General features: G+C 61.4%; 23 protein-coding genes and 1 pseudogene. 11 read left to right on the top strand and 13 right to left on the bottom strand.

The features are described 5' to 3' along the window. Positions 1-121 precede the first annotated feature (121 nt). From PDR5_RS28010 to dadA, 5 genes are all read right to left on the bottom strand, one after another. Positions 122-538 (bottom strand): c-type cytochrome, encoded by a 417-nt coding sequence (locus tag PDR5_RS28010; protein WP_064600380.1) that lies wholly within the window; start codon positions 536-538, stop codon positions 122-124. A gap of 181 nt (positions 539-719) precedes the next feature. After that, positions 720-1268, bottom strand: a complete 549-nt coding sequence (locus tag PDR5_RS28015) for a cupin domain-containing protein (RefSeq protein ID WP_003229444.1) — start codon at positions 1266-1268, stop codon at positions 720-722. Positions 1269-1356: 88 nt separating this feature from the next. Beyond that, positions 1357-2427: an alanine racemase gene (gene alr / locus PDR5_RS28020; protein ID WP_064600385.1), complete on the bottom strand. Its 1071-nt coding sequence runs from the start codon at positions 2425-2427 to the stop codon at positions 1357-1359. Positions 2428-2522: 95 nt separating this feature from the next. Beyond that, entirely contained in the window at positions 2523-2876 is a 354-nt protein-coding gene (locus PDR5_RS28025) for a RidA family protein (protein WP_039765240.1), read from the bottom strand. Further along, positions 2848-4152 (bottom strand): D-amino acid dehydrogenase, encoded by a 1305-nt coding sequence (gene dadA, locus PDR5_RS28030; RefSeq protein WP_064600388.1) that lies wholly within the window; start codon positions 4150-4152, stop codon positions 2848-2850. Before dadA ends, PDR5_RS28025 begins: the two co-directional genes overlap by 29 nt. A gap of 154 nt (positions 4153-4306) precedes the next feature. Between dadA and PDR5_RS28035 the strand changes: the two genes are divergently transcribed. Next, the gene (locus tag PDR5_RS28035; protein WP_003177284.1) at positions 4307-4795 is read left to right on the top strand and encodes an Lrp/AsnC ligand binding domain-containing protein; all 489 of its coding nucleotides are present in this window, start codon (positions 4307-4309) and stop codon (positions 4793-4795) included. A 4-nt stretch (positions 4796-4799) separates the two neighbouring features. On the opposite strand, the gene PDR5_RS28040 is transcribed toward PDR5_RS28035, so the two are convergent. After that, a complete protein-coding gene (locus tag PDR5_RS28040; protein WP_064600390.1) occupies positions 4800-5153 on the bottom strand; it encodes a YkgJ family cysteine cluster protein in 354 nt (117 codons plus the stop codon). A gap of 145 nt (positions 5154-5298) precedes the next feature. Between PDR5_RS28040 and PDR5_RS28045 the strand changes: the two genes are divergently transcribed. After that, complete coding sequence (locus tag PDR5_RS28045; protein WP_064600392.1) at positions 5299-6609, top strand: NAD(P)/FAD-dependent oxidoreductase; 1311 nt, start codon at positions 5299-5301, stop codon at positions 6607-6609. A gap of 114 nt (positions 6610-6723) precedes the next feature. On the opposite strand, the gene PDR5_RS28050 is transcribed toward PDR5_RS28045, so the two are convergent. After that, the gene (locus PDR5_RS28050) at positions 6724-6969 is read right to left on the bottom strand and encodes a DUF1127 domain-containing protein (RefSeq protein WP_064600393.1); all 246 of its coding nucleotides are present in this window, start codon (positions 6967-6969) and stop codon (positions 6724-6726) included. 179 nt (positions 6970-7148) lie between these two features. Here PDR5_RS28050 and PDR5_RS28055 point away from each other — a divergent pair, with 179 nt between their 5' ends. Together PDR5_RS28055 and PDR5_RS28060 are read left to right on the top strand one after the other, a co-directional pair. After that, positions 7149-8570 carry an aminotransferase-like domain-containing protein gene (locus PDR5_RS28055; protein ID WP_064600394.1) on the top strand — a complete coding sequence of 474 codons (1422 nt, stop codon included), beginning with the start codon at positions 7149-7151 and terminating at the stop codon, positions 8568-8570. Positions 8571-8630: 60 nt separating this feature from the next. Continuing rightward, positions 8631-10199 (top strand): phospholipase D family protein, encoded by a 1569-nt coding sequence (locus tag PDR5_RS28060; RefSeq protein WP_064600395.1) that lies wholly within the window; start codon positions 8631-8633, stop codon positions 10197-10199. A gap of 21 nt (positions 10200-10220) precedes the next feature. Here the strand turns inward: PDR5_RS28060 and PDR5_RS28065 are convergent, their stop codons facing one another. Together PDR5_RS28065 and PDR5_RS28070 are read right to left on the bottom strand one after the other, a co-directional pair. Next, positions 10221-11366 carry an MFS transporter gene (locus PDR5_RS28065; RefSeq protein WP_064600400.1) on the bottom strand — a complete coding sequence of 382 codons (1146 nt, stop codon included), beginning with the start codon at positions 11364-11366 and terminating at the stop codon, positions 10221-10223. Positions 11367-11550: 184 nt separating this feature from the next. Further along, entirely contained in the window at positions 11551-13044 is a 1494-nt protein-coding gene (locus tag PDR5_RS28070) for an aldehyde dehydrogenase (protein WP_064600402.1), read from the bottom strand. A gap of 234 nt (positions 13045-13278) precedes the next feature. Between PDR5_RS28070 and PDR5_RS28075 the strand changes: the two genes are divergently transcribed. After that, positions 13279-13641, top strand: a complete 363-nt coding sequence (locus PDR5_RS28075; protein ID WP_007954453.1) for a cupin domain-containing protein — start codon at positions 13279-13281, stop codon at positions 13639-13641. Between the two features lie 160 nt (positions 13642-13801). Beyond that, entirely contained in the window at positions 13802-14011 is a 210-nt protein-coding gene (locus PDR5_RS28080; RefSeq protein ID WP_064600404.1) for a peptidase inhibitor, read from the top strand. Between the two features lie 74 nt (positions 14012-14085). On the opposite strand, the gene rpmG is transcribed toward PDR5_RS28080, so the two are convergent. Further along, a complete protein-coding gene (gene rpmG / locus PDR5_RS28085; RefSeq protein ID WP_003177274.1) occupies positions 14086-14241 on the bottom strand; it encodes a 50S ribosomal protein L33 in 156 nt (51 codons plus the stop codon). Between the two features lie 11 nt (positions 14242-14252). Next, a complete protein-coding gene (gene rpmB / locus PDR5_RS28090; RefSeq protein ID WP_003177273.1) occupies positions 14253-14486 on the bottom strand; it encodes a 50S ribosomal protein L28 in 234 nt (77 codons plus the stop codon). A gap of 446 nt (positions 14487-14932) precedes the next feature. On the opposite strand from rpmB, the gene PDR5_RS28095 reads away from it, so the two are divergent. Then, positions 14933-16519 (top strand): ABC transporter substrate-binding protein, encoded by a 1587-nt coding sequence (locus PDR5_RS28095; RefSeq protein WP_064600406.1) that lies wholly within the window; start codon positions 14933-14935, stop codon positions 16517-16519. 132 nt (positions 16520-16651) lie between these two features. Here PDR5_RS28095 and radC read toward each other — a convergent pair whose 3' ends face one another. Beyond that, the gene (gene radC / locus PDR5_RS28100; protein ID WP_064600411.1) at positions 16652-17326 is read right to left on the bottom strand and encodes a RadC family protein; all 675 of its coding nucleotides are present in this window, start codon (positions 17324-17326) and stop codon (positions 16652-16654) included. 135 nt (positions 17327-17461) lie between these two features. On the opposite strand from radC, the gene coaBC reads away from it, so the two are divergent. The 4 genes and pseudogenes from coaBC (at position 17462) to argB (ending at position 21694) form a co-directional block, all read left to right on the top strand. Further along, positions 17462-18670, top strand: coding sequence for a bifunctional phosphopantothenoylcysteine decarboxylase/phosphopantothenate--cysteine ligase CoaBC (gene coaBC / locus PDR5_RS28105; protein WP_064600412.1), 1209 nt, complete (start codon positions 17462-17464; stop codon positions 18668-18670). A gap of 5 nt (positions 18671-18675) precedes the next feature. Then, the gene (dut, locus tag PDR5_RS28110; RefSeq protein WP_007954445.1) at positions 18676-19131 is read left to right on the top strand and encodes a dUTP diphosphatase; all 456 of its coding nucleotides are present in this window, start codon (positions 18676-18678) and stop codon (positions 19129-19131) included. A gap of 256 nt (positions 19132-19387) precedes the next feature. Then, a pseudogene (locus tag PDR5_RS28115) lies at positions 19388-20764 on the top strand (phosphomannomutase/phosphoglucomutase); the annotation flags it as partial. A 24-nt stretch (positions 20765-20788) separates the two neighbouring features. Then, entirely contained in the window at positions 20789-21694 is a 906-nt protein-coding gene (gene argB, locus PDR5_RS28120; RefSeq protein ID WP_007954443.1) for an acetylglutamate kinase, read from the top strand. Positions 21695-21763: 69 nt separating this feature from the next. On the opposite strand, the gene pyrE is transcribed toward argB, so the two are convergent. Further along, positions 21764-22408: an orotate phosphoribosyltransferase gene (pyrE, locus tag PDR5_RS28125; RefSeq protein ID WP_007954442.1), complete on the bottom strand. Its 645-nt coding sequence runs from the start codon at positions 22406-22408 to the stop codon at positions 21764-21766. Positions 22409-22425: the final 17 nt, after the last annotated feature.

Genomic DNA, 22425 nt, shown 5'->3' on the forward strand with positions numbered 1-22425 from the left:
CGTTCCGTGAATAGAGGTACGACCGAGATTGCCGGTTGTTTGCTGCAAAGAACAGCCTCAGACCTGAATCGCGGGCACAAAAAAACCGTCCGGAGACGGTTTTTTTCGTCAGAAGCGCGGCTTATTTCAGGCCGGACATCTTCTGGATCGCGCCTTTGAGCTCTTCATCGGAGCAGTCGGCGCAGGTGCCTTTTGGCGGCATCGAGTTGATGCCGGTGATGGCCTTGGCCAGGATGCCGTCGAGGCCGCCCTGGTGATCGGCGCGCTCTTTCCAGGCTGCGGCGTCACCGATTTTCGGGGCGCCCAGCAGACCGGAGCCGTGGCAAGCGTTGCAATGTTTGGCAATCACTTCGTCCGGCGTCTTGGCGCCGCCACCGCCGCCTGCCGAAGCAGCGACTTCCATCCCCTTGCACTCTTGCCCCTGAACACACACCTGGCCCACCGGCTCGAGGCGTTTGGCAATGTCGTCATTCGTCGCAGCTTGAGCGCTGACAGCCCAGAGGGCCAGTACGGTTGCTGGTGCAGCCAGCATTTTCATAATTAGGTTCACGCGTTCACCCTCAATGGTGGCTATTCACGCCTGCGGCCACGGTTCGCAGGCGGGCGCAAGTATAGCGGTTAGCCCGCTTCACTGAAACAACCCCAAAGTCGAAGGGGTTATATCGCGCTGTGGAAAAACGTTTCGGGTGCCTTCGCCGTATGGCCTGGCGCCTCTCTGTTTAAAAATTCGCCGGCGTGGCTGCGCTGATTAGTCGCGCCGGTGCATCGAACGGATTACGGAAACGATGCGGCTTGGTACTTTCAAAGTAGTAGCTGTCGCCGGCTTCGAGGATAAAAGTTTCAAGGCCTACCACCAGTTCCAGGCGCCCTTCCACCAGAATCCCGGTTTCCTCGCCTTCGTGGGTCAGCATTTCTTCGCCGGTGTCGGCGCCCGGCGGGTAGATTTCATTGAGGAACGCGATGGCCCGACTCGGGTGCGCGCGGCCGACCAGTTTCATGGTCACGGCGCCGTCGGAAATGTCGATCAGCTCGTTGGCCTTGTAGACGATCTGGGTCGGTTTTTCCTGCAGGATCTCTTCGGAAAAGAACTCGACCATGGACATGGGAATCCCGCCCAGAACCTTCCTCAGCGAACTGATCGAAGGGCTGACGCTGTTCTTTTCGATCATCGAAATGGTGCTGTTGGTGACGCCCGCGCGCTTGGCGAGTTCACGCTGGGAAAGCCCTTTGAGCTTGCGGATCGATTGCAGTCGTTCACCGACGTCCAAGGCTGGAGCCTCCTGATGTTGTAGAAATATTGAGCGTTATCATGGCGACAGCGTTCAGTATTTACAACACTTGGGCCCCGCTAGCGCTTCAACCCTCGGAATAGAGCCTTGGCACCCGGCGCAGGTTGCAGAATATCTGGTACGGAATGGTGTCCGCCCACTTCGCCACATCGCTGGCGAGGATGTTTTTACCCCACAACTCGACGGTCGAACCGAGGCCGGCTTGCGGCACGTCAGTCAGGTCGATGCACAGCATGTCCATCGACACCCGGCCAAGAATGCGGCTGCGCTGGCCGGCCACCAGTACCGGAGTGCCGGTCGGTGCCTGACGCGGGTAACCGTCGGCGTAACCCATGGCGACCACGCCGATGCGCATCGGTTTGTCGGTGATGAACTTCGCGCCGTAACCCACCGGTTCGCCGGCCGGCAGTTCGCGCACGCTGATAACTTCCGATTCCAGGGTCATCACCGGCTGCAGGCGCTCGGCCACGGCGTTGGCTTCTTCGAACGGGGTGGCGCCGTAGAGCATGATGCCCGGACGCACCCAGTCGCTGTGAATCTGCGGCCAGCCCAGCACCGCCGGCGAGTTGCGCAGGCTGACTTCGGCCGCCAGGCCCTGACGCGCGGCTTCGAACACTACGACCTGATCGGCGCTGCTCTGCTCGTGCAGTTCATCGGCCCGGGCGAAATGGCTCATCAGCACGACTTTCGCTACTTTGCCGCTGGCCAGCAGACGCTGGTAAGCCGCCGGGTAATCCTTCGGATGCAGGCCCACGCGATGCATGCCCGAATCGAGCTTCAGCCACACGGTGATCGGCTTCAACGCCGCCTGCTCGATCGCTTCGAGCTGCCACAGCGAATGCACCACGCACCAGAAATCGTGCTCGGTGATCAGCGCCAGCTCGTCCGCCTCGAAAAAGCCTTCGAGCAACAGCACCGGCGCACGAATCCCGGCGGCGCGCAGCTCCAGGGCTTCTTCGATGCATGCCACCGCGAAGCCGTCCGCTTCAACCTCCAGCGCCTGGGCGCAACGTACCGCGCCATGGCCGTAGGCATCGGCCTTGATCACCGCCAGTGCCTTGGCACCGGTGACTTCACGGGCGATACGGTAATTGTGACGCAGGGCTTGAAGGTCGATCAGGGCACGGGCAGGACGCATGGCAGCAGACTTCTTGGCGGTCATGGGAATAAAAACCGGCGCTGGCTGACGGCGTGAACCGCCAACAGCACCGGGAGAGGGATCTTTACAACGGGTTACGGCAACGCGGCGACGATGGAGATCTCGACCAGGATGCTCGGCTTGGCCATCTTCGCTTCGACGGTGGCGCGGGCCGGGGCGGCGCCTTTGGGCAGCCACTGATCCCACACCGAATTCATGCCGGCAAAATGCGCCTCGATGTCGTTCAGGTAGATCGTCGCCGACAGCAAATGCTGTTTGTCGGTGCCGGCCAGATCGAGCAGACGCTCGATGTTGGCGAGGACGTCGCGGGTCTGCTGTTCGACACCGGCGTTGAAGTCATCGCCGACCTGCCCGGACAGATACACCGTACCGTTGTGGCTGACGATCTGACTCATGCGCTCATTGGTGAGCTGGCGCTGGATTGCCATGCTTTGCGGACTCCTGGGTGGTGTTGCCATAACGGGAAATATCGAGACCTTCGGCGCTGATCTGCGGCTTTTTCTTCGCCATCAGGTCGGCCAGCAAGCGACCGGAGCCGCACGCCATGGTCCAGCCGAGAGTGCCGTGACCGGTGTTCAGGAACAGGTTCTTGAACGGGGTGGCGCCAACGATCGGCGTGCCATCCGGGGTGGTTGGACGCAGGCCGGTCCAGAAACTCGCTTCGGCCAGATTGCCGCCCTGAGGATAAAGGTCGTTGACGATCATCTCCAGGGTTTCGCGCCGACGCGGGTTGAGCGACAGGTCAAAACCGGCGATCTCCGCCATGCCGCCGACGCGGATGCGGTTGTCGAAACGGGTAATCGCGACCTTGTAGGTCTCGTCGAGAATGGTCGAAGTCGGAGCCATGGCCGGGTTGGTGATCGGCACAGTCAGCGAGTAGCCCTTCAACGGATACACCGGGGCCTTGATGCCAAGCGGCTTGAGCAGTTGCGGCGAGTAGCTGCCGAGGGCCAGCACGTAGCGGTCGGCGGTTTCCAGCTTGCCGTCGATCCACACGCCGTTGATGCGGTCACCGGCGAAGTCGAGGCGCTGGATGTCCTGGCCGAAGCGGAATTCCACACCCAGTTTGGTGGCCATTTCGGCGAGGCGGGTGGTGAAGATCTGGCAGTCGCCGGTCTGGTCGTTCGGCAGGCGCAGGGCACCGGCGAGGATGTCGGTGACACCCGCCAACGCCGGTTCGACGCGGGCAATGCCGTCGCGGTCGAGCACTTCGAACGGCACGCCGGATTCTTTCAGTACGGCGATGTCTTTGGCGGCGTTATCCAGTTGTGCCTGGGTGCGGAACAACTGGGTGGTGCCGAGGCTGCGGCCTTCGTAGGCGATGCCGGTCTCGGCGCGCAGTTCGTCGAGGCAGTCGCGGCTGTACTCGGACAGACGCACCATGCGCTCCTTGTTCACCGCGTAACGGTTGGCGGTGCAATTGCGCAGCATCTGCGCCATCCACAGGTACTGGTCGATGTCGGCGGTGGCCTTGATCGCCAGCGGCGCGTGGCGTTGCAGCAGCCATTTGATGGCTTTGAGGGGTACGCCCGGCGCAGCCCACGGCGAGGCGTAGCCTGGCGAGACCTGGCCGGCGTTGGCGAAACTGGTCTCCATGGCCGCAGCGGGCTGCCGGTCGACCACCACCACTTCAAACCCGGCACGGGCCAGATAGTAAGCACTGGCGGTACCGATGACGCCGCTACCCAAGACCATAACGCGCATTTTGTATCCCTCATCGCGGCGTGCCGCGTACGTCTGTTGTTAGAGCAATGATGCGCGCAGTGTAAAAAAGATTTGCCAGTGCTTTTCACTGTATAAGCGCCTATATTTGGCGACAATTCTCGGCAAAAACCCTTTTCACGGAGGCGCATCCCCTATGCGTACCAACACTCAGACCAAACGTGAGCTGGACAAGATCGACCGCAACATCTTGCGGATCCTGCAGGCGGACGGGCGGATTTCATTCACCGAACTGGGCGAAAAGGTCGGGCTCTCCACCACGCCGTGCACCGAGCGGGTGCGGCGCCTGGAGCGCGAGGGGATCATCATGGGCTACAACGCCCGCCTGAATCCGCAGCACTTGAAGGGTAGTCTGCTGGTGTTCGTCGAGATCAGTCTCGACTACAAATCCGGCGATACTTTCGAAGAGTTCCGACGTGCGGTGCTGAAATTGCCCCACGTGCTCGAATGCCACTTGGTGTCAGGGGATTTCGACTATCTGGTGAAGGCGCGGATTTCCGAGATGGCTTCGTACCGCAAATTGCTGGGCGACATCCTGCTCAAGTTGCCGCACGTGCGCGAATCCAAGAGCTACATCGTCATGGAAGAAGTAAAGGAGAGCCTGAGCCTGCCGATTCCGGACTGATCGCTCAGACCAGCACCTGTCGGTTTTCGGCCATGTACTCGAACACCTGCTTCTCGACCCGCGGGTGAATCAGCTCCACCGGGCGCCGGCCGTTGGGGCACGGCAAGGTCTGCGTCGTACCGAACAACCGGCAAATCAGCGGCCGCTCGTCATACACCGTGCAGCCATTTGGCCCCAGATGCACACAGTTGAGCTCTTCCATGGCCGCGTCCTGCTCGGCGCGGGTCTTGCGCGGCAGGCGGGACATTTCCTCGGGCGAGGTGGTCACCGGCCCGCAGCAGTCATGACAGCCCGGCACGCACTCGAACGTGGGAATCTGCTGACGCAGGGCTCGGATTTTCTGACTGTTGCAGCTCATTGCAGCGGTAACCGGAGCGGAATAGGCGGCAATTGTGCCGCAAAAGCCGTGATCCAGACACCACGGGCCGACCAATGTTGCCCGGCCTCGGGCCTGCGGCTTATGCTCCGTCAAATTTTCTCGACACCCGCTCAGGATGACGCCCATGAATGCCCGCGCCCACGCCTCCGCGAGCCAACCCCACGTTGCCTCTTATTACGCCGCCAGCAGCCTTCCGCAACCCGACCATCCGGTGCTGCAAAGTGAACTGATCGCGGACGTGTGCGTGGTCGGTGGCGGTTTCTCCGGGCTGAACACCGCGCTGGAACTGGTGGAGCGCGGCTTAAGCGTCGTGTTGCTGGAGGCGCACCGGATCGGCTGGGGCGCCAGCGGTCGCAACGGCGGGCAACTGATTCGCGGGGTCGGTCACGGCCTCGATCAATTCGCCAACGTGGTCGGCACCGACGGCGTACGTCAGATGAAACTCATGGGCCTGGAAGCGGTGGAAATCGTCCGCCAGCGCGTCGAAAAATTTCAGATCCCCTGCGACCTGACCTGGGGTTACTGCGACCTCGCCAACAAACCTTCCGACCTTGAAGGTTTTGCCGAAGACGCCGAAGAGCTGCGCAGCCTCGGTTACCGCTACGAAACCCGCCTGCTGCAAGCGAACGAAATGCACACCGTGGTCGGCTCCAAACGCTACGTCGGCGGCCTGATCGACATGGGCTCCGGGCATCTGCACCCACTGAACCTGGCACTCGGCGAAGCCGCAGCAGCGCAGCAACTGGGGGTGAAGCTGTTCGAACAATCGGCGGTCTCCCGCATCGACTACGGCCCTGAAGTCCGGGTGTACACCGCACAAGGTTCGGTGCGGGCGAAAACCCTGGTGCTCGGCTGCAATGCCTATCTCAATGACCTCAATCCGCAACTCAGTGGCAAGGTGCTGCCGGCCGGCAGCTACATCATTGCCACCGAACCGCTGAGCGACGAACAGGCTCACGACCTGTTGCCACAGAACATGGCAGTCTGCGACCAGCGGGTGGCGCTCGATTACTATCGGCTCTCGGCGGACCGGCGCCTGCTATTCGGCGGCGCCTGCCATTATTCGGGGCGTGACCCAAAAGACATCGGCGCGTACATGCGGCCCAAAATGCTGGAAGTGTTTCCGCAACTGGCCTCGGTGAAGATTGATTATCAGTGGGGCGGGATGATCGGCATCGGCGCCAACCGTCTGCCGCAGATTGGCCGGCTCGCGGAGCAGCCGAACGTGTATTACGCCCAGGCCTATTCCGGCCACGGCGTGAATGCCACGCACCTGGCAGGCAAGCTGTTGGCTGAAGCCATCAGCGGCCAGCACAGCGGCGGCTTCGACCTGTTCGCCAAAGTGCCACACATCACCTTCCCCGGTGGCAAGCATCTGCGCTCGCCGCTGCTGGCGTTGGGGATGTTGTGGCATCGCCTTAAAGAGTTGGTCTGATACTTTTGCAGCGCCATTGATGACGCCTTCGCGAGCAGGCTCGCTCCCACTTTGCAATGCATATCCCTGTGGGAGCGAGCCTGCTCGCGAATGGGCTTCATGAGTTCCGAAGATTCAGATCCGCCAGAACGGCTTCAATCCCTCCTCCAGCGCCTGCTCGCGGGTCAGCCCGATATCCTTGAGCTGTTCCGGCGTCAGGCGCAACAACGCCTTGCGCGTGTGCAGACGGTGCCAGAACAGGTCCCAGCGACTCGGGCCGGACGGTGCGTTGCACATGCTCTCGTTGCGCGCATTGTCCTGTTGCCCTGCCTCCAGTTCCTGACTGTGTAACGTCAGCCGCACATCGCTCAAGCCGTTCATTTTCATTGCTCCTGTTTACTTGGGTAGCCAGAGATTCCATGATGCGCGGGCGGGCAAAAGCATTACAGATTCAACAGATCTGTATTAATTCCATACAGATTGATCGTCTCAAGCTCTGAATTGTCGATTTTTGCCGCATCTGTACCGGTTTACCGAATCACCTGCACCGAGGCAGTGTCATGACCCTGTATGTAAACCTCGCCGAACTGCTCGGCACGCGCATCGAACAAGGCTTCTACCGCCCCGGCGACCGACTGCCGTCGGTGCGCGCCCTGAGCGTCGAACACGGGGTCAGCCTGAGCACGGTGCAGCAGGCCTATCGCATGCTGGAAGACAGCGGCCTGGCCACGCCGAAACCCAAGTCCGGGTACTTCGTGCCGGTCGGTCGCGAGTTGCCGGAACTGCCGGCGGTGGGGCGTCCGGCGCAGCGGCCGGTGGAAATTTCCCAGTGGGATCAGGTGCTGGAACTGATTCGCGCCGTGCCGCGCAAGGACGTGGTGCAGCTGGGTCGCGGCATGCCGGACATTTCGTCGCCGACGATGAAACCGCTGCTGCGCGGACTGGCCCGTATCAGCCGCCGTCAGGACATGCCCGGTCTGTATTACGACAACATCCACGGCACTCTCGAATTGCGTGAACAGATTGCCCGGCTGATGCTCGATTCCGGCTGCCAGTTGAGCGCAAGCGACCTGGTGGTCACCACTGGTTGCCACGAAGCGCTATCCACCAGCATCCACGCGATCTGCGAGCCCGGCGACATCGTCGCGGTGGATTCGCCGAGCTTCCACGGCGCCATGCAGACCCTAAAAGGCCTGGGCATGAAAGCCCTGGAAATCCCCACCGACCCGCTCACCGGCATCAGCCTCGAAGCGCTGGAACTGGCGCTGGAACAATGGCCGATCAAGGTCATCCAGCTCACGCCCAACTGCAACAACCCGCTCGGCTACATCATGCCGGAGTCGCGCAAACGTGCCCTGCTCAACCTGGCCCAGCGCTTCGACGTGGCGATCATCGAGGACGATGTGTATGGCGAACTGGCCTACACCTATCCACGTCCGCGCACGATCAAATCCTTCGACGAAGACGGCCGCGTGCTGCTGTGCAGTTCGTTCTCCAAGACCCTGGCGCCGGGCCTGCGCATTGGCTGGGTCGCGCCCGGCCGCTATCTCGAGCGGGTGCTGCACATGAAATACATCAGCACTGGCTCCACGGCACCGCAACCGCAGATCGCCATCGCCGAATTTCTCAAGGCCGGGCACTTCGAACCGCATTTGCGGCGGATGCGCACGCAATACCAGCGCAATCGCGACGTGATGATCGATTGGGTGACGCGCTACTTCCCGGCCGGCACCCGCGCCAGCCGCCCGCAGGGCAGCTTCATGCTCTGGGTCGAACTGCCGGAAGGTTTCGATACGCTGAAACTGAACCGTGCGCTGCACGATCAAGGCGTACAGATTGCCGTCGGCAGCATCTTTTCCGCCTCGGGCAAGTACCGCAATTGCCTGCGCATGAACTACGCTGCCAAACCGACACCGCTGATCGAAGAAGCGGTGCGCAAGGTCGGTGCGGCAGCGATCAGACTGCTGGCCGAGGCCGACTGACTTTTACCGAGCAAAAAGCGTCCATATGCCCAACTCTGCCGCCAACCGGAACGATCCCACGTGAGTTTCAGACAGCCCCTACTCGCTCTGCTGCTACTCGCCTCGTTCCTGGGCGGTTGTGCGTCCCTCGACGTACCGCGCGAACCAAGCCAGGCCTTGCCGGCCTCCGACTCCGCTTTCGGCCGTTCGATCCTGGCCCAGGCGGCGCCCTACAAGGGCCAGTCCGGCTTTCGCCTGCTGTCCAACAGCACCGAAGCTTTCACCGCCCGCGCCGAGCTGATCCGCAACGCACAAAGCAGCCTCGATTTGCAGTACTACATCGTCCATGACGGCATCAGCACCCGAATGCTGGTGGAAGAATTGTTGAAGGCTGCCGACCGTGGCGTGCGGGTGCGGATCCTGCTGGACGACACCACCAGCGACGGTCTCGACCTCATCATCGCCACACTGGCGGCGCATCCACAGATCCAGATCCGTCTGTTCAATCCGCTGCACCTGGGGCGCAGCACCGGCGTGACCCGTGCGGCCGGGCGGCTGTTCAACCTGTCGCTGCAACATCGGCGCATGCACAACAAGTTGTGGCTGGCGGACAACAGTGTGGCCATCGTCGGCGGGCGCAATCTGGGCGATGAATACTTCGATGCCGAGCCCAACCTGAACTTCACCGACATCGACATGCTCAGTGTCGGGCCGGTCGCCGAACAGCTCGGGCACAGTTTCGACCAGTACTGGAACAGTGCCCTGAGCAAGCCGATCGACGAATTCCTCTCCAGCAAACCCACAGCCAAAGACCTGCAGAACACCCGCACGCGCCTGGAAGAATCCCTGGAAGATACCCGCAAACAGAATCACGCGCTGTATCAGCAGTTGATGACTTACCGCACCGCTCCGCGCATGGACGTCTGGCGCCGGGAGCTGATCTGGGCCTGGAATCAGGCGTTGTGGGATGCGCCGAGCAAGGTGCTGGCCAAGGGCGAGCCCGATTCGCAGCTGCTGCTGACCACACAACTGGCGCCGGAGCTCACCGGTGTCAGCAAAGAACTGGTGATGATTTCTGCCTATTTCGTGCCGGGACAACCGGGGCTGGTCTACCTGACCGGCCGCGCCGATGCGGGCGTGTCGGTAAGCCTGCTGACCAACTCGCTGGAAGCCACCGACGTGCCGGCGGTGCACGGCGGTTATGCGCCGTATCGCAAGGCGTTGCTGGAACATGGCGTGAAGCTGTTTGAGCTGCGGCGCCAGCCTGGGGATAACGACGGCAGAGGCCCGCACCTGTTTTACAGCAAGTCCTATCGCGGCTCGGATTCGAGCCTGCACAGCAAGGCGATGATCTTCGACGGCAAAAAATCGTTCATCGGCTCATTCAATTTCGACCCGCGCTCGGTGCTGTGGAACACCGAAGTCGGGGTGCTGGTGGACAGCCCCGAACTGGCGGCGCACGTGCGCGAACTGGCCTTGCAAGGCATGGCGCCGGCGCTCAGCTACGAAGCGAAACTGCAGGACGGAAAAGTGGTGTGGGTCACCGAGGACAATGGCCAGATACACACGCTGACCAAGGAGCCCGGCAACTGGTGGCGGCGCTTCAATGCGTGGTTCAGCACCACCGTGGGACTAGAGCGGATGCTGTAGCAACCCGCTCCAGCCGCCTCATCAAGCGGGCTCCGGCACCTTGCCGAACGCCCCTTGTCGCGACAGCAGAATCACTAGCCCGAACGCGCCGGCCGCCATCAGCCACGGCAACGCATGTCCGCTGATCCACTGGCTGCCCGCGCCCGCCATCAACGGCCCGATCAGACAACCGACACCCCACAGCTGCGCGACATGCGCATTGGCGCGCACCAGCGCATCGTCGCGGTAACGCTCGCCAATCAGAATCAGCGAAAGCGTGAACAGACCACCGGCACTGGCGCCGAACAGCACCCACAGCGGCCAGATCAGCAAGGTGTCGAGCAGCATCGGGATCGCCAGGCTCGACAGCATCAACACCACGGCGCAGCCGGTGAACAGGGTCCGTCGCGACAGGTAGTCGGCCAGCGCACCGATCGGCAATTGCAACAGCGCATCGCCCACCACCACAGTGCTGACCATCGCCAGCGCGATTTCAGCGGTGAAGCCCTGTTGCAGGCAATACACCGGCAACAGCGTCAGGATCATCGCTTCGAATGCGGCGAACAAAGACACCGCCCAGGCGATGGCCGGCAGTTCGCGAGCGAAGCCCCACAGATCGCCGAAGGTCACGCTGCTGGCTTCACTGCTCGGCGCACCGCTGCGGCCCAGCAGCAGAAGCGGCGATACGATCAACAGGCCAACACCGACCCAGAAACCATAATCGCGATCAGTGCCCAGCGCGCCCAACAGCAACGGACCGGACAGTTGGCTCAACGCGTAACTACTGCCGTACAGCGCCACCAGTCGCCCACGCCACTGTTCGACCACCAGCTGATTGATCCAGCTCTCGCCAAGGATGAAGACGATGGTCAGAGCTACGCCGATCATCAGCCGCAACACCAGCCAGATCGGGTAACTCGGCAGCAGCGCCAGCAGGCCGATGGACAGCGCCCCGGCCCACAGGCACAGGCGCATCAGGTTAGCCGTGCCGAAGTGCGCGGCCAGATGACTGGAAACCTTCGCCCCCAGCAACACGCCAATGGCCGGCATCGCCGCCATCACGCCAATGGCGAACGAGCCGTAGCCCCAGCCCTCCAGGCGCAACGACACCAGCGGCATGCTGACCCCCAGGGCCAGACCAACACTCAAGACAGACGCCAACACGGCGAAATACGTCGCCCAACGCATGGTCCACGCTCCTGTGGATATTTTTTGTATTCACACAAAACCAATGTGGGAGCGGGCTTGCTCGCGAATGCAGTCTGACAGTCGACATTGATGCTGACTGACACACCGCCTTCGCGAGCAAGCCCGCTCCCACAGGGATCCTTGTACCGTTCGGGTGCCCGCCTCGGCGGGCTCCCTTAGCGATTTACAGCTTGATCCAGGTCGCCTTCAGCTCGGTGTATTTGTCGAACGCGTGCAGCGACTTGTCGCGGCCGTTGCCCGACTGCTTGAAGCCGCCAAACGGTGCGGTCATGTCGCCGCCGTCGTACTGATTGACCCACACGCTGCCGGCCCGCAGGGCCTTGGCGGTCAGGTGCGCCTTGGAAATGTCCTGAGTCCAGACTGCCGCCGCCAAGCCGTAAGGCGTGTCGTTGGCGATGCTGATCGCTTCCTCGGCGGTATCGAAGGCGATAACCGACAGCACCGGGCCGAAGATCTCTTCCTGGGCAATCTTCATCGCGTTGCTCACGCCGTCGAAAATCGTCGGCTCAACGTAGGTGCCACCGGTTTCCTGAAGAATGCGCTTGCCGCCGGCCACCAGTTTGGCGCCATCGGTGTGGCCCGACTCGATGTAGGACAGCACGGTATTCATCTGCTGGGTGTCGACCAACGCGCCAACGTTGGTGGCCGGATCCAGCGGGTTGCCCGGTTTCCAGGTTTTCAGCGCCTCGATCACCATCGGCAGGAATTTGTCCTTGATCGAACGCTCGACCAGCAGACGGGAACCTGCGGTGCAGACTTCGCCCTGGTTGAAGGCGATGGCGCTGGCGGCGGATTCGGCAGCGGCTTGCAGATCCGGCGCATCGGCAAACACGATGTTCGGGCTCTTGCCGCCGGCTTCCAGCCAGACGCGCTTCATGTTCGATTCGCCGGAATAGATCATCAGTTGCTTGGCGATCTTGGTCGAACCGGTGAACACCAAGGTGTCGACGTCGTTATGCAGCGCGAGCGCCTTGCCGACGGTGTGGCCGTAGCCCGGCAGCACGTTCAGCACGCCTTTCGGGATGCCGGCCTCGACCGCCAGTTCGGCGATGCGGATGGCGGTCAGCGGGGATTTTTCCGACGGTTTGAGGATCACCGAGTTACCGGTCGACAGCGCCGGCCCGAGCTTCCAGCAGGCCATCATCAGCGGGAAGTTCCACGGCACGATGGCCCCGACCACGCCAACCGGCTCACGGGTTACCAGACCCAGTTGATCATGCGGGGTAGCGGCGACTTCGTCGTAGATCTTGTCGATCGCTTCACCGCTCCAGCTCAGCGCTTGCGCGGCACCCGGCACGTCGATATACAGCGAATCGCTGATCGGCTTGCCCATGTCGAGGGTTTCGAGCAGGGCCAGTTCTTCGGCATGCTGCTTGAGCAGGCCGGCGAAACGGATCATGGTGGCTTTGCGTTTGGTCGGCGCCAGGCGCGACCAGACGCCGGAGTTGAACGTGGCGCGGGCGTTTTCCACGGCGCGCTGAGCGTCGGCGGCGTCACAGCTGGCAATCTTGCCCAGCAGGCGGCCATCGACCGGGCTGATGCACTCGAAGGTCTCGCCGGAGACGGCATCGGTGTACTCGCCATTGAGGAAGGCGCGGCCTTCGATCTTCAGGTCGCGAGCGCGTTGTTCCCAGTCGGCACGAGTCAGGGTGGTCATTCGAGTGTCCTCCTCTTGTTCAATACGAGCGCCGCGATCGTCGCGGTCGTTCTCGGGAATACTGCCCGGCCAGCCTGCTTTCGGCCCGAGGCATCCGCCACCCTAAACCAGCGGCCGGGGTTGTTTCAATATATTTGACATAAGGCGGTTATAGCGCCTTGCGGCGTTCAATTTAATCAACATAGACTTTGCCCCTTTCAAGCCACCGCGCCGTCATCACGGGAGAAAACAACAATGAACATCCAGAACGTCGTCGACATCAGCCTGACCACAACCGAAGCCGAACGCTATCGCCCGGACCCGGCCAAAGTACTCAAGGGCGATCCCGAGCAGGCGGTGTTCAACCAGTACGACAGCCCATGTGGGCAAATGGGCGTTGGCGTTTGGGAAGGTGCGGTCGGGCAGTGGACGGTGAATTACACCGAACATGAATACTGCGAAATCCTGCAAGGTGTTTCAGTGCTGCGTGACGGTGAAGGCAATGCAAAGACCCTGCGTGTCGGCGACCGCTTCGTGATTCCGGCCGGTTTCCGTGGCACCTGGGAAGTGCTGGAAGCGTGCCGCAAGGTCTATGTGATCTTCGAACAGAAGGCCTGATCCGACACAAGTGGTGACTACACGAGTAAGACGCGTGCAGTGCTTCTGAGTGAAACTTCGCGGCAGCGCTCATACATCGGGCAATTTCCTACCGAGGCAGGATGTCTCGGCAGGACTGACCGGCGAGCGCTCCCAACCGAATGGAACGCAAGGAGGCACCATGCCTGATTTCTGCAATATCAACGCCGCGCAATTTGCTGTCGGCCAAGTCGCCACCCCAGAGACCCTGAGCGCTATCCGCACTGCGGCCGGAGTTCAGAAACATCGACTGGAACGGCCGGAGGACTTGTTCAATCTCCTGCCCAAACCTGACCGGATCAGGGTGCTGGTCAACGATCGCAATGAGATCGATGAACTGATCTGCGGCTGATTGCTAATCGCCAGGCAACAAAAAAGGCCCGTATCGTGAGATACGGGCCTTTTTCGTAAGTCGGGAAAAATCAATTACTTGATTTTGCCTTCCTTGTAGATCACGTGCTTGCGAACAACCGGATCATATTTCTTGATCTCGATTTTGTCCGGGGTAGTACGCTTGTTCTTGTCGGTAGTGTAGAAGTGACCAGTACCGGCGCTCGAGATCAAACGAATCAATTCACGCATGATTAGCTCCCTTAAACCTTGCCGTCGCGACGCAGCTCGGCCAGCACAACGCTGATGCCACGCTTGTCGATGATACGCATGCCTTTGGCGGAAACGCGCAGGCGTACGAAACGTTTCTCTTCTTCAACCCAGAAGCGGTGATGCTGCAGGTTCGGCAGGAAACGACGACGGGTTTTGTTGTTTGCGTGGGAAATGTTGTTCCCAGTCACCGGACCCTTACCGGTAACTTGACATACTCTAGACATGCCTCAGCCCTCTAAAACCACATGCCCAACCCGGCATGGGTTGGCCGCTTAATCTCTAGTCATTGTGGCGCCAGGCGCCGCGATTCTTTAGAGGTCTTACCGGCTACACCTACAAGCGAAGGAACCGGGCCCCTAGAAAAGAGCGCTGCTTTATACCAGAAAGACCACGGAGCAACAACTTTCCGTGCGCAAAGAATGGCTAAAAAGCCGCTTTTCCCGGCCGCAAGCGCCTTGGGCAAGGGCTGCCGGCAATTTTTACCATTCGTCGAAGAAAATCGGCCATGCCCGCAATCGAGACTTTTCCCGCCACCTCTTCCGACAAATCCTTAACCGCGCAGCCCCGAAAATGCAAAAAGGGGATAGTCATTTGCAATCGCGACCACTAGGGTAGGCCTTTTCCAGACTGCACTTGCAGATGGGCCTTCGATCTGTAAAGGAAGCCGACCATGCGCCTCGCTGCCCTCCCCCTGCTCTTCGCCCCGCTGTTACTGAGTCCACTGGCCCAGGCCGCCGCCCTGAGCGTCTGCACCGAGGCCAGCCCCGAGGGCTTCGACGTGGTGCAGTACAACTCGCTGACCACCACCAACGCCTCGGCCGATGTGCTGATGAACCGTCTGGTGGACTTCGACACCGCCAGCGGCAAGGTGGTCCCGAGCCTGGCCGATAGCTGGGAAGTCAGCACCGACGGCCTGACCTACGTGTTCAAGCTGCACCCGCAGGTGAAGTTTCACACGACTGATTACTTCAAGCCGACCCGCGAACTGACCGCCGAAGACGTCAAATTCAGCTTCGACCGCATGCTCGACCCGGCCAATCCGTGGCACAAGGTCGCCCAGAGCGGCTTTCCCCATGCTCAGTCGATGCAGTTGCCGAGCCTGATCAAGAAGATCGACGCACTGGATCCGCTGACCGTGCGCTTCACCCTCGATCACCCGGACTCGACGTTCCTCGCGACCCTGAGCATGGGTTTCGCCTCGATTTATTCTGCTGAATACGCCGACAAGCTGTTGAAGGCCGGCGCCACCGACAAGCTCAACAGCCAGCCGGTCGGCACCGGGCCGTTCGTCTTCACCCGGTTCCAGAAAGACGCCTCGATCCGCTACAAGGCCAACCCGGACTACTTCCGCGGCAAACCTGCGGTGGACCCGCTGATCTTCGCCATCACCCCGGACGCTAACGTGCGGCTGCAAAAGCTGCGGCGCAACGAGTGCCAGATTGCCCTGTCGCCAAAACCACTGGACGTACAGGCTGCCAAGCAGGAGCCGACGCTGAAAGTCGAAAAGACTGACGCGTTCATGACTGCTTTCGTAGGCATCAACAGCCAGCATCCGCCGCTGGACAAAGCGGAAGTGCGCCAGGCGATCAACCTCGCCTTCGACAAGGCCAACTACCTGAAAGCCGTGTTCGAGGACACCGCCGAAGCCGCCAACGGCCCGTACCCGCCGAACACCTGGAGCTACGCGAAGAACCTGCCGGGTTACGCCCACGACGTGAACAAGGCCAAGGCCCTGCTGGCCAAGGCCGGATTGAAGGACGGTTTCCAGACCACCATCTGGACGCGCCCGTCCGGCAGCCTGCTCAACCCGAACCCGAGCCTCGGCGCGCAGCTCCTGCAATCGGATCTGGCAGAAATCGGCATTCAGGCGGAAATCCGCGTGATCGAGTGGGGCGAACTGATCCGTCGCGCCAAGGCTGGCGAACATGACTTGCTGTTCATGGGCTGGGCCGGCGACAACGGTGACCCGGACAACTTCCTCACGCCGCAGTTTTCCTGCGCGGCGGTCAAATCCGGCACCAACTTCGCCCGCTACTGCAATGCCGACCTGGACAAGCTGATCAGCGCCGGCAAGACCACCAGCGAACAAGGCGTACGCACCAAGCTCTACGAACAGGCGCAGGCGCAGATCCAGCAGCAGGCGCTGTGGCTGCCGCTGGCGCATCCGACGGCCTATGCGCTGACGCGTAAGGACGTGCAGGGTTACTCGGTGAGCCCGTTCGGGCGGCAGGATTACTCCAAGGTCACCCTGAAGTAACCCGCCACAACACAAAACCTGTGGGAGCTGGCTTGCCAGCGATAGCGGACTGACAGACAACATTGTGCTGAATGTGCCGCCGTCATCGCTGGCAAGCCAGCTCCCACAGGGTTTTGCATTCTCCCTTCGGAGCTACATCCAGCCACATTCCGCCATCGACAGCGGTTCACCATCGCCAACGATGAAATGATCCAGCACCCGCACATCAATCAACTCCAAAGCCTTCTGCAAGCGCTTGGTCAATAATCGATCAGCCTGACTGGGATCGGAGTTTCCCGACGGATGGTTATGGCACAGGATCACCGCTGCCGCGTTGTTGGCCAGGGAACGCTTCACGACTTCCCGGGGATGCACGGCCGTGTTGTCGATCGAGCCGCGAAACAGCGTCTCGAAAGTCAGCACCTGATGTTTGGAGTCGAGAAACAGGCAACCGAACACCTCGTGCGGCTCGTGGCGCAGCATGGCCTTGAGGTAATCACGCACGACCTGCGGATTTTCCAGCGCCGTTTTCTGGCGCATGCGCTCGGCCAAGTGTCGCCGCCCCATTTCCAGCACGGCCTGCAACTGGGCGAACTTCGCCGGGCCCAGGCCCAGTTGTTCACTGAACGTTGCGAGATCGGCCTCAAGCAAAGCACGCAAGCTGCCGAACTGACTCAACAGATGCCTTGCTACATCCACCGCACTTTTGCCGGATACGCCGGTACGTAGAAAAATCGCCAGCAATTCGGCATCGGAAAGACTTCCCGAGCCCTGTTCCAACAGCTTCTCCCGCGGCCTTTCCGCCGCCGGCCAATCGCGAATACTCATACACCTTCCTTGTCTGTGGGCGCCGCTGTTCCGTAGCGGTCGCTGTGATATCGTAGCCCATCTTTTTTGCGGGCGAATTCACCCTGGGGAGGGGGTTTCGCCACGTATGTCACCAACGAAATGAAAGGCAGACCTATGCAGCGGCTGTATCGGAAACGCATCGTTCTGGGCGTCGGCGGCGGCATTGCTGCCTACAAGAGCGCCGACCTTGTGCGCCGCCTGATCGATCAGGGCGCCGAAGTGCGCGTGGTCATGACCCGTGGCGGCAGCGAATTCATCACCCCGTTGACCATGCAGGCGTTGTCCGGTCACCCGGTTCACCTGGACTTGCTCGACCCGGCCGCCGAAGCGGCGATGGGCCACATCGAACTGGCCAAATGGGCCGATCTGGTGCTGATCGCCCCGGCCACCGCCGACCTGCTCGCCCGTCTGGCCCAAGGCATTGCCAACGATTTGCTGACCACCCTGGTGCTGGCCACCGACGCGGTCGTAGCGGTCGCCCCGGCCATGAACCAGGCCATGTGGCGCGACCCGGCGACCCAGGCCAACCTGCAACTTCTTGAAAGCCGTGGCCTGAAGACCTTCGGCCCGGCCTCGGGCAGCCAGGCCTGCGGCGACGTCGGCATGGGCCGCATGATGGAAGCCACCGACCTGGCCCAGCTCGCGGCGGACTGCTTCCAGCGTCAGGCATTGACCGGCAAGCACGTGGTGATCACCGCCGGCCCGACCCAGGAAAACATCGACCCGGTGCGCTACATCACCAACCACAGCTCCGGAAAAATGGGCTTCGCCCTGGCCGAAGCGGCAGTGGAGGCCGGCGCCCGCGTGACCCTGATCAGCGGCCCGGTGCACCTGCCGACGCCGGATCGTGTGACCCGTATCGACGTGGTCAGCGCCCGGGACATGCTCGCCGCGTGCGAAGCCGCGATTCCTTGCGACATTTTCATCGCCTCTGCGGCGGTGGCGGACTACCGCCCGGAAGTCGTCGCCCCGCAAAAATTGAAGAAAGACCCTACGAGCGGCGACGGTTTCGTCCTGCAAATGGTGCGCAACCCGGACATCCTGGCCACCATCGCGACCCGTCCCGACCGTCCGTTCAGTGTCGGCTTCGCCGCCGAGACCGAACACCTGCTCGACTACGCTGCACGCAAGCTGAAGGACAAGAATCTCGATCTGATCGTCGCCAACGACGTCGCCAACCCGAGCATCGGTTTCAACAGCGAAGAAAACGCCTGCAGCGTCATCGACCGTGCGCTGCACGCCACGCTTTTCGCCCAGACCAGCAAGAGCAAGATCGCTCGCCAACTGGTCACTTTTATCGCCGAACGTCTGAACCAGGTTTAATTTACATGCACGCTTTGCAAGCCAAGATCCTCGACCCACGCATCGGTACCGAATTCCCGCTGCCGCAATACGCCACACCGGGCTCCGCCGGCCTCGACCTGCGCGCCATGCTGCAAGAGGACATCGTGATCAAACCGGGTGAAACGGTGCTGATCCCCACCGGTCTGTCGGTCTACATCGGCGACCCGAACCTCGCCGCGCTGATCCTGCCGCGCTCGGGCATGGGCCATAAGCACGGCATCGTGCTGGGCAACCTCGTCGGCCTGATCGACTCCGACTACCAGGGCCCGCTGATGGTCTCCTGCTGGAACCGTGGCCAGACCGAATTCACCATGCCGGTCGGCGAGCGCCTGGCGCAGCTGGTGCTGGTGCCGGTGGTTCAGGCGCACTTCGAAATGGTTGAAGAGTTCGTCGAAACCGAACGCGGCGCTGGCGGTTTCGGCCATTCCGGCACCAAGTGATTGGTTTTGTGACGAGGGAGCCTGCTCCTTCGCCATAAAAATACGCAGATTCATCTGCAAGCTTTACCGCTGAAAATCAAGGCATTGGCAGGCCAAAGCCACGCCGTACAAGGCGTCATGGCCCTTTCACACCACGAACTCTCTGTGAAAACCGCCGTCATACCCTTCAGTTTGAGCTTGCCGTCGAATAGTCGTCGGTGTGTCCAGCCACTTTCGAGATGGAGCATTTTCGCAGATGAGCACCCCCGCCCAAGTCGCCCCGAAGCTTCCCGACAGCATCTTCCGCGCCTATGACATTCGCGGCACCGTGCCGGAATTCCTCAATGGCGAAACCGCCTACTGGATCGGTCGCGCCATCGGTTCCCAGAGCCTGGCCCAGGGCGAACCGAACGTGTCCGTCGGCCGTGACGGCCGCCTGTCCGGTCCGGAACTGGTTGCCGAACTGATCCGCGGTATCGCCGAAAGCGGCTGCCATGTCAGCGACGTCGGCCTGGTGCCGACCCCGGCGCTGTACTACGCCGCCAACGTGCTGGCCGGCAAATCCGGCGTGATGCTCACCGGCAGTCACAACCCGTCCAACTACAACGGCTTCAAGATCGTGATCGCCGGCGATACCCTCGCCAATGAACAGATTCAGGTTTTGCATGAGCGTATCAAGACCGGCAATCTGAGCAGCGGCACGGGCAGCGTGACCCAGGTCGAAATCCTCGACCGCTACACCACCGAAATCGTCCAGGACATCAAACTGGCCCGGCGCCTGAAAGTCGTGGTCGACTGCGGCAACGGCGCGGCCGGCGTGATCGCCCCGCAACTGATCGAAGCGCTGAACTGCGAAGTCATTCCGCTGTTCTGCGAAGTCGACGGCAACTTCCCGAACCATCATCCGGACCCGGGCAAGCCTGAGAACCTCGTCGACCTGATCGCCAAGGTCAAGGAAACCAACGCCGACATCGGCCTGGCCTTCGACGGTGACGGTGACCGCGTCGGCGTGGTGACCAACACCGGCACCATTGTGTTCCCGGATCGCCTGCTTATGCTGTTCGCCCGTGACGTGGTGGCGCGCAACCCGGACGCGGAGATCATCTTCGACGTCAAATGCACCCGTCGCCTGATCCCGCTGATCAAGGAATATGGCGGTCGGCCGCTAATGTGGAAGACCGGTCACTCGTTGATCAAAAAGAAAATGAAACAGTCCGGCGCGCTGTTGGCCGGCGAAATGAGCGGGCACATTTTCTTCAAGGAGCGCTGGTTCGGTTTCGACGACGGCATTTACAGCGCCGCACGGCTGCTGGAAATCCTCAGCAAGGAAAAATCTTCGGCCGAGGAGCTGTTCGCGACCTTCCCGAACGATATTTCCACGCCGGAAATCAATATCCATGTGACCGAAGAGAGCAAATTCAGCATCATTGATGCACTGCACGATGCGCAGTGGGGCCCAGGCGCCGACCTGACCACCATTGACGGCGTGCGGGTCGACTACGCCAAAGGCTGGGGCCTGGTGCGCGCGTCCAACACCACACCGGTGCTGGTGCTGCGCTTCGAGGCCGATGACGAGGCTGAATTGCAGCGCATCAAGGCTGTGTTCCATGCCCAACTGAAACGCGTTGCACCTGATCTCCAACTACCGTTCTGATTGCTGATTCACCCGGAGCCCTGAATGACCCTCGAACGCGATGCCGCCGCCAACACTGCCAAGGTCCTGTCCGAAGCGCTGCCTTACATCCGCCGATACGTCGGCAAGACCCTGGTGATCAAATACGGCGGCAACGCGATGGAAAGCGAGGAGCTGAAAACCGGCTTCGCCCGCGACATCGTGCTGATGAAGGCCGTGGGCATCAACCCGGTGGTCGTGCACGGCGGTGGCCCGCAGATCGGTGATCTGCTCAAGCGTCTGTCGATCGAAAGCCACTTCGTCGACGGCATGCGCGTTACCGACGCCGCGACCATGGACGTGGTGGAAATGGTCCTCGGCGGTCAGGTCAACAAAAGCATCGTCAACCTGATCAACCGTCACGGCGGCAGCGCCATCGGCCTGACCGGTAAAGACGCCGGGCTGATTCGTGCGAAGAAGCTCACCGTCACCCGCCAGACCCCGGAGATGACCCAGCCGGAAATCATCGACATCGGCCATGTGGGCGAGGTTGTCGGGATCAACACCGAACTGCTGAACCTGCTGGTCAAAGGCAACTTCATCCCGGTGATCGCGCCGATCGGCGTGGGTGAGAACGGCGAGTCGTACAACATCAACGCTGACCTGGTGGCCGGCAAGGTCGCCGAAGCGCTGAAAGCCGAGAAGCTGATGCTGCTGACCAACATCGCCGGCCTGATGGACAAGTCGGGCACCGTACTGACCGGCCTGAGCACCCAGCAGGTCGACGACCTGATCGCCGACGGCACCATCTACGGCGGCATGCTGCCGAAGATCCGCTGTGCACTGGAAGCGGTTCAGGGCGGCGTGGGCAGCTCGCTGATCATCGACGGCCGTGTACCGAACGCGATCCTGCTGGAAATCTTCACCGATACCGGTGTGGGTACGCTGATCAGCAATCGCAAGCGTCCGTAAGCGCTCGCGCAAACAAAAAGACCCCGCTCAGCCTGGCTGAGCGGGGTCTTTTTTTGCCTGAAGCTGCGATCAGACGCCGAACTGGGCGCGATAGGCTTCAACGGCTGGCAGGTGCTGCTTGAGCTGCGGATCGTCAGCCAGGAATTCCAGCACCTGGTTCAGCGACACGATGCTGATGACCGGGATGCCGAAATCACGCTCGACTTCCTGGATTGCCGACAGCTCGCCGTTACCGCGCTCCTGACGGTTCAGGGCGATCAGCACGCCGGCGGCCTTGGCGCCGTCCTGGGAAGCGATGATCTGCATCACTTCACGGATGGCGGTGCCGGCGGTGATCACGTCGTCGATGATCAGCACTTCACCGGTCAGCGGTGCGCCGACCAGGCTGCCGCCCTCGCCGTGGGCCTTGGCTTCCTTGCGGTTGAAGCACCATGGCAGGTCACGGTTGTGGTGTTCGGCCAGTGCCACGGCTGTGGTTGCCGCCAACGGGATGCCTTTGTAGGCCGGGCCGAACAGCACGTCGAACGGAATGCCGCTCTCGGCGATGGCAGCGGCATAGAAACGACCGAGCTGCGCCAGGGCCGAACCCGAGTTGAACAGGCCGGCATTGAAGAAGTAAGGACTGGTGCGCCCGGACTTCAGGGTGAACTCACCGAAGCGCAAAACGCCGCGATCGATGGCAAAACGAATGAAATCGCGCTGATACGCTTGCATGAAAAAAACCCCAAATA

Origin of the sequence: Pseudomonas sp. DR 5-09 (assembly GCF_001655595.1) — a bacterium.
Taxonomy (GTDB): domain Bacteria; phylum Pseudomonadota; class Gammaproteobacteria; order Pseudomonadales; family Pseudomonadaceae; genus Aquipseudomonas; species Aquipseudomonas pharyngis.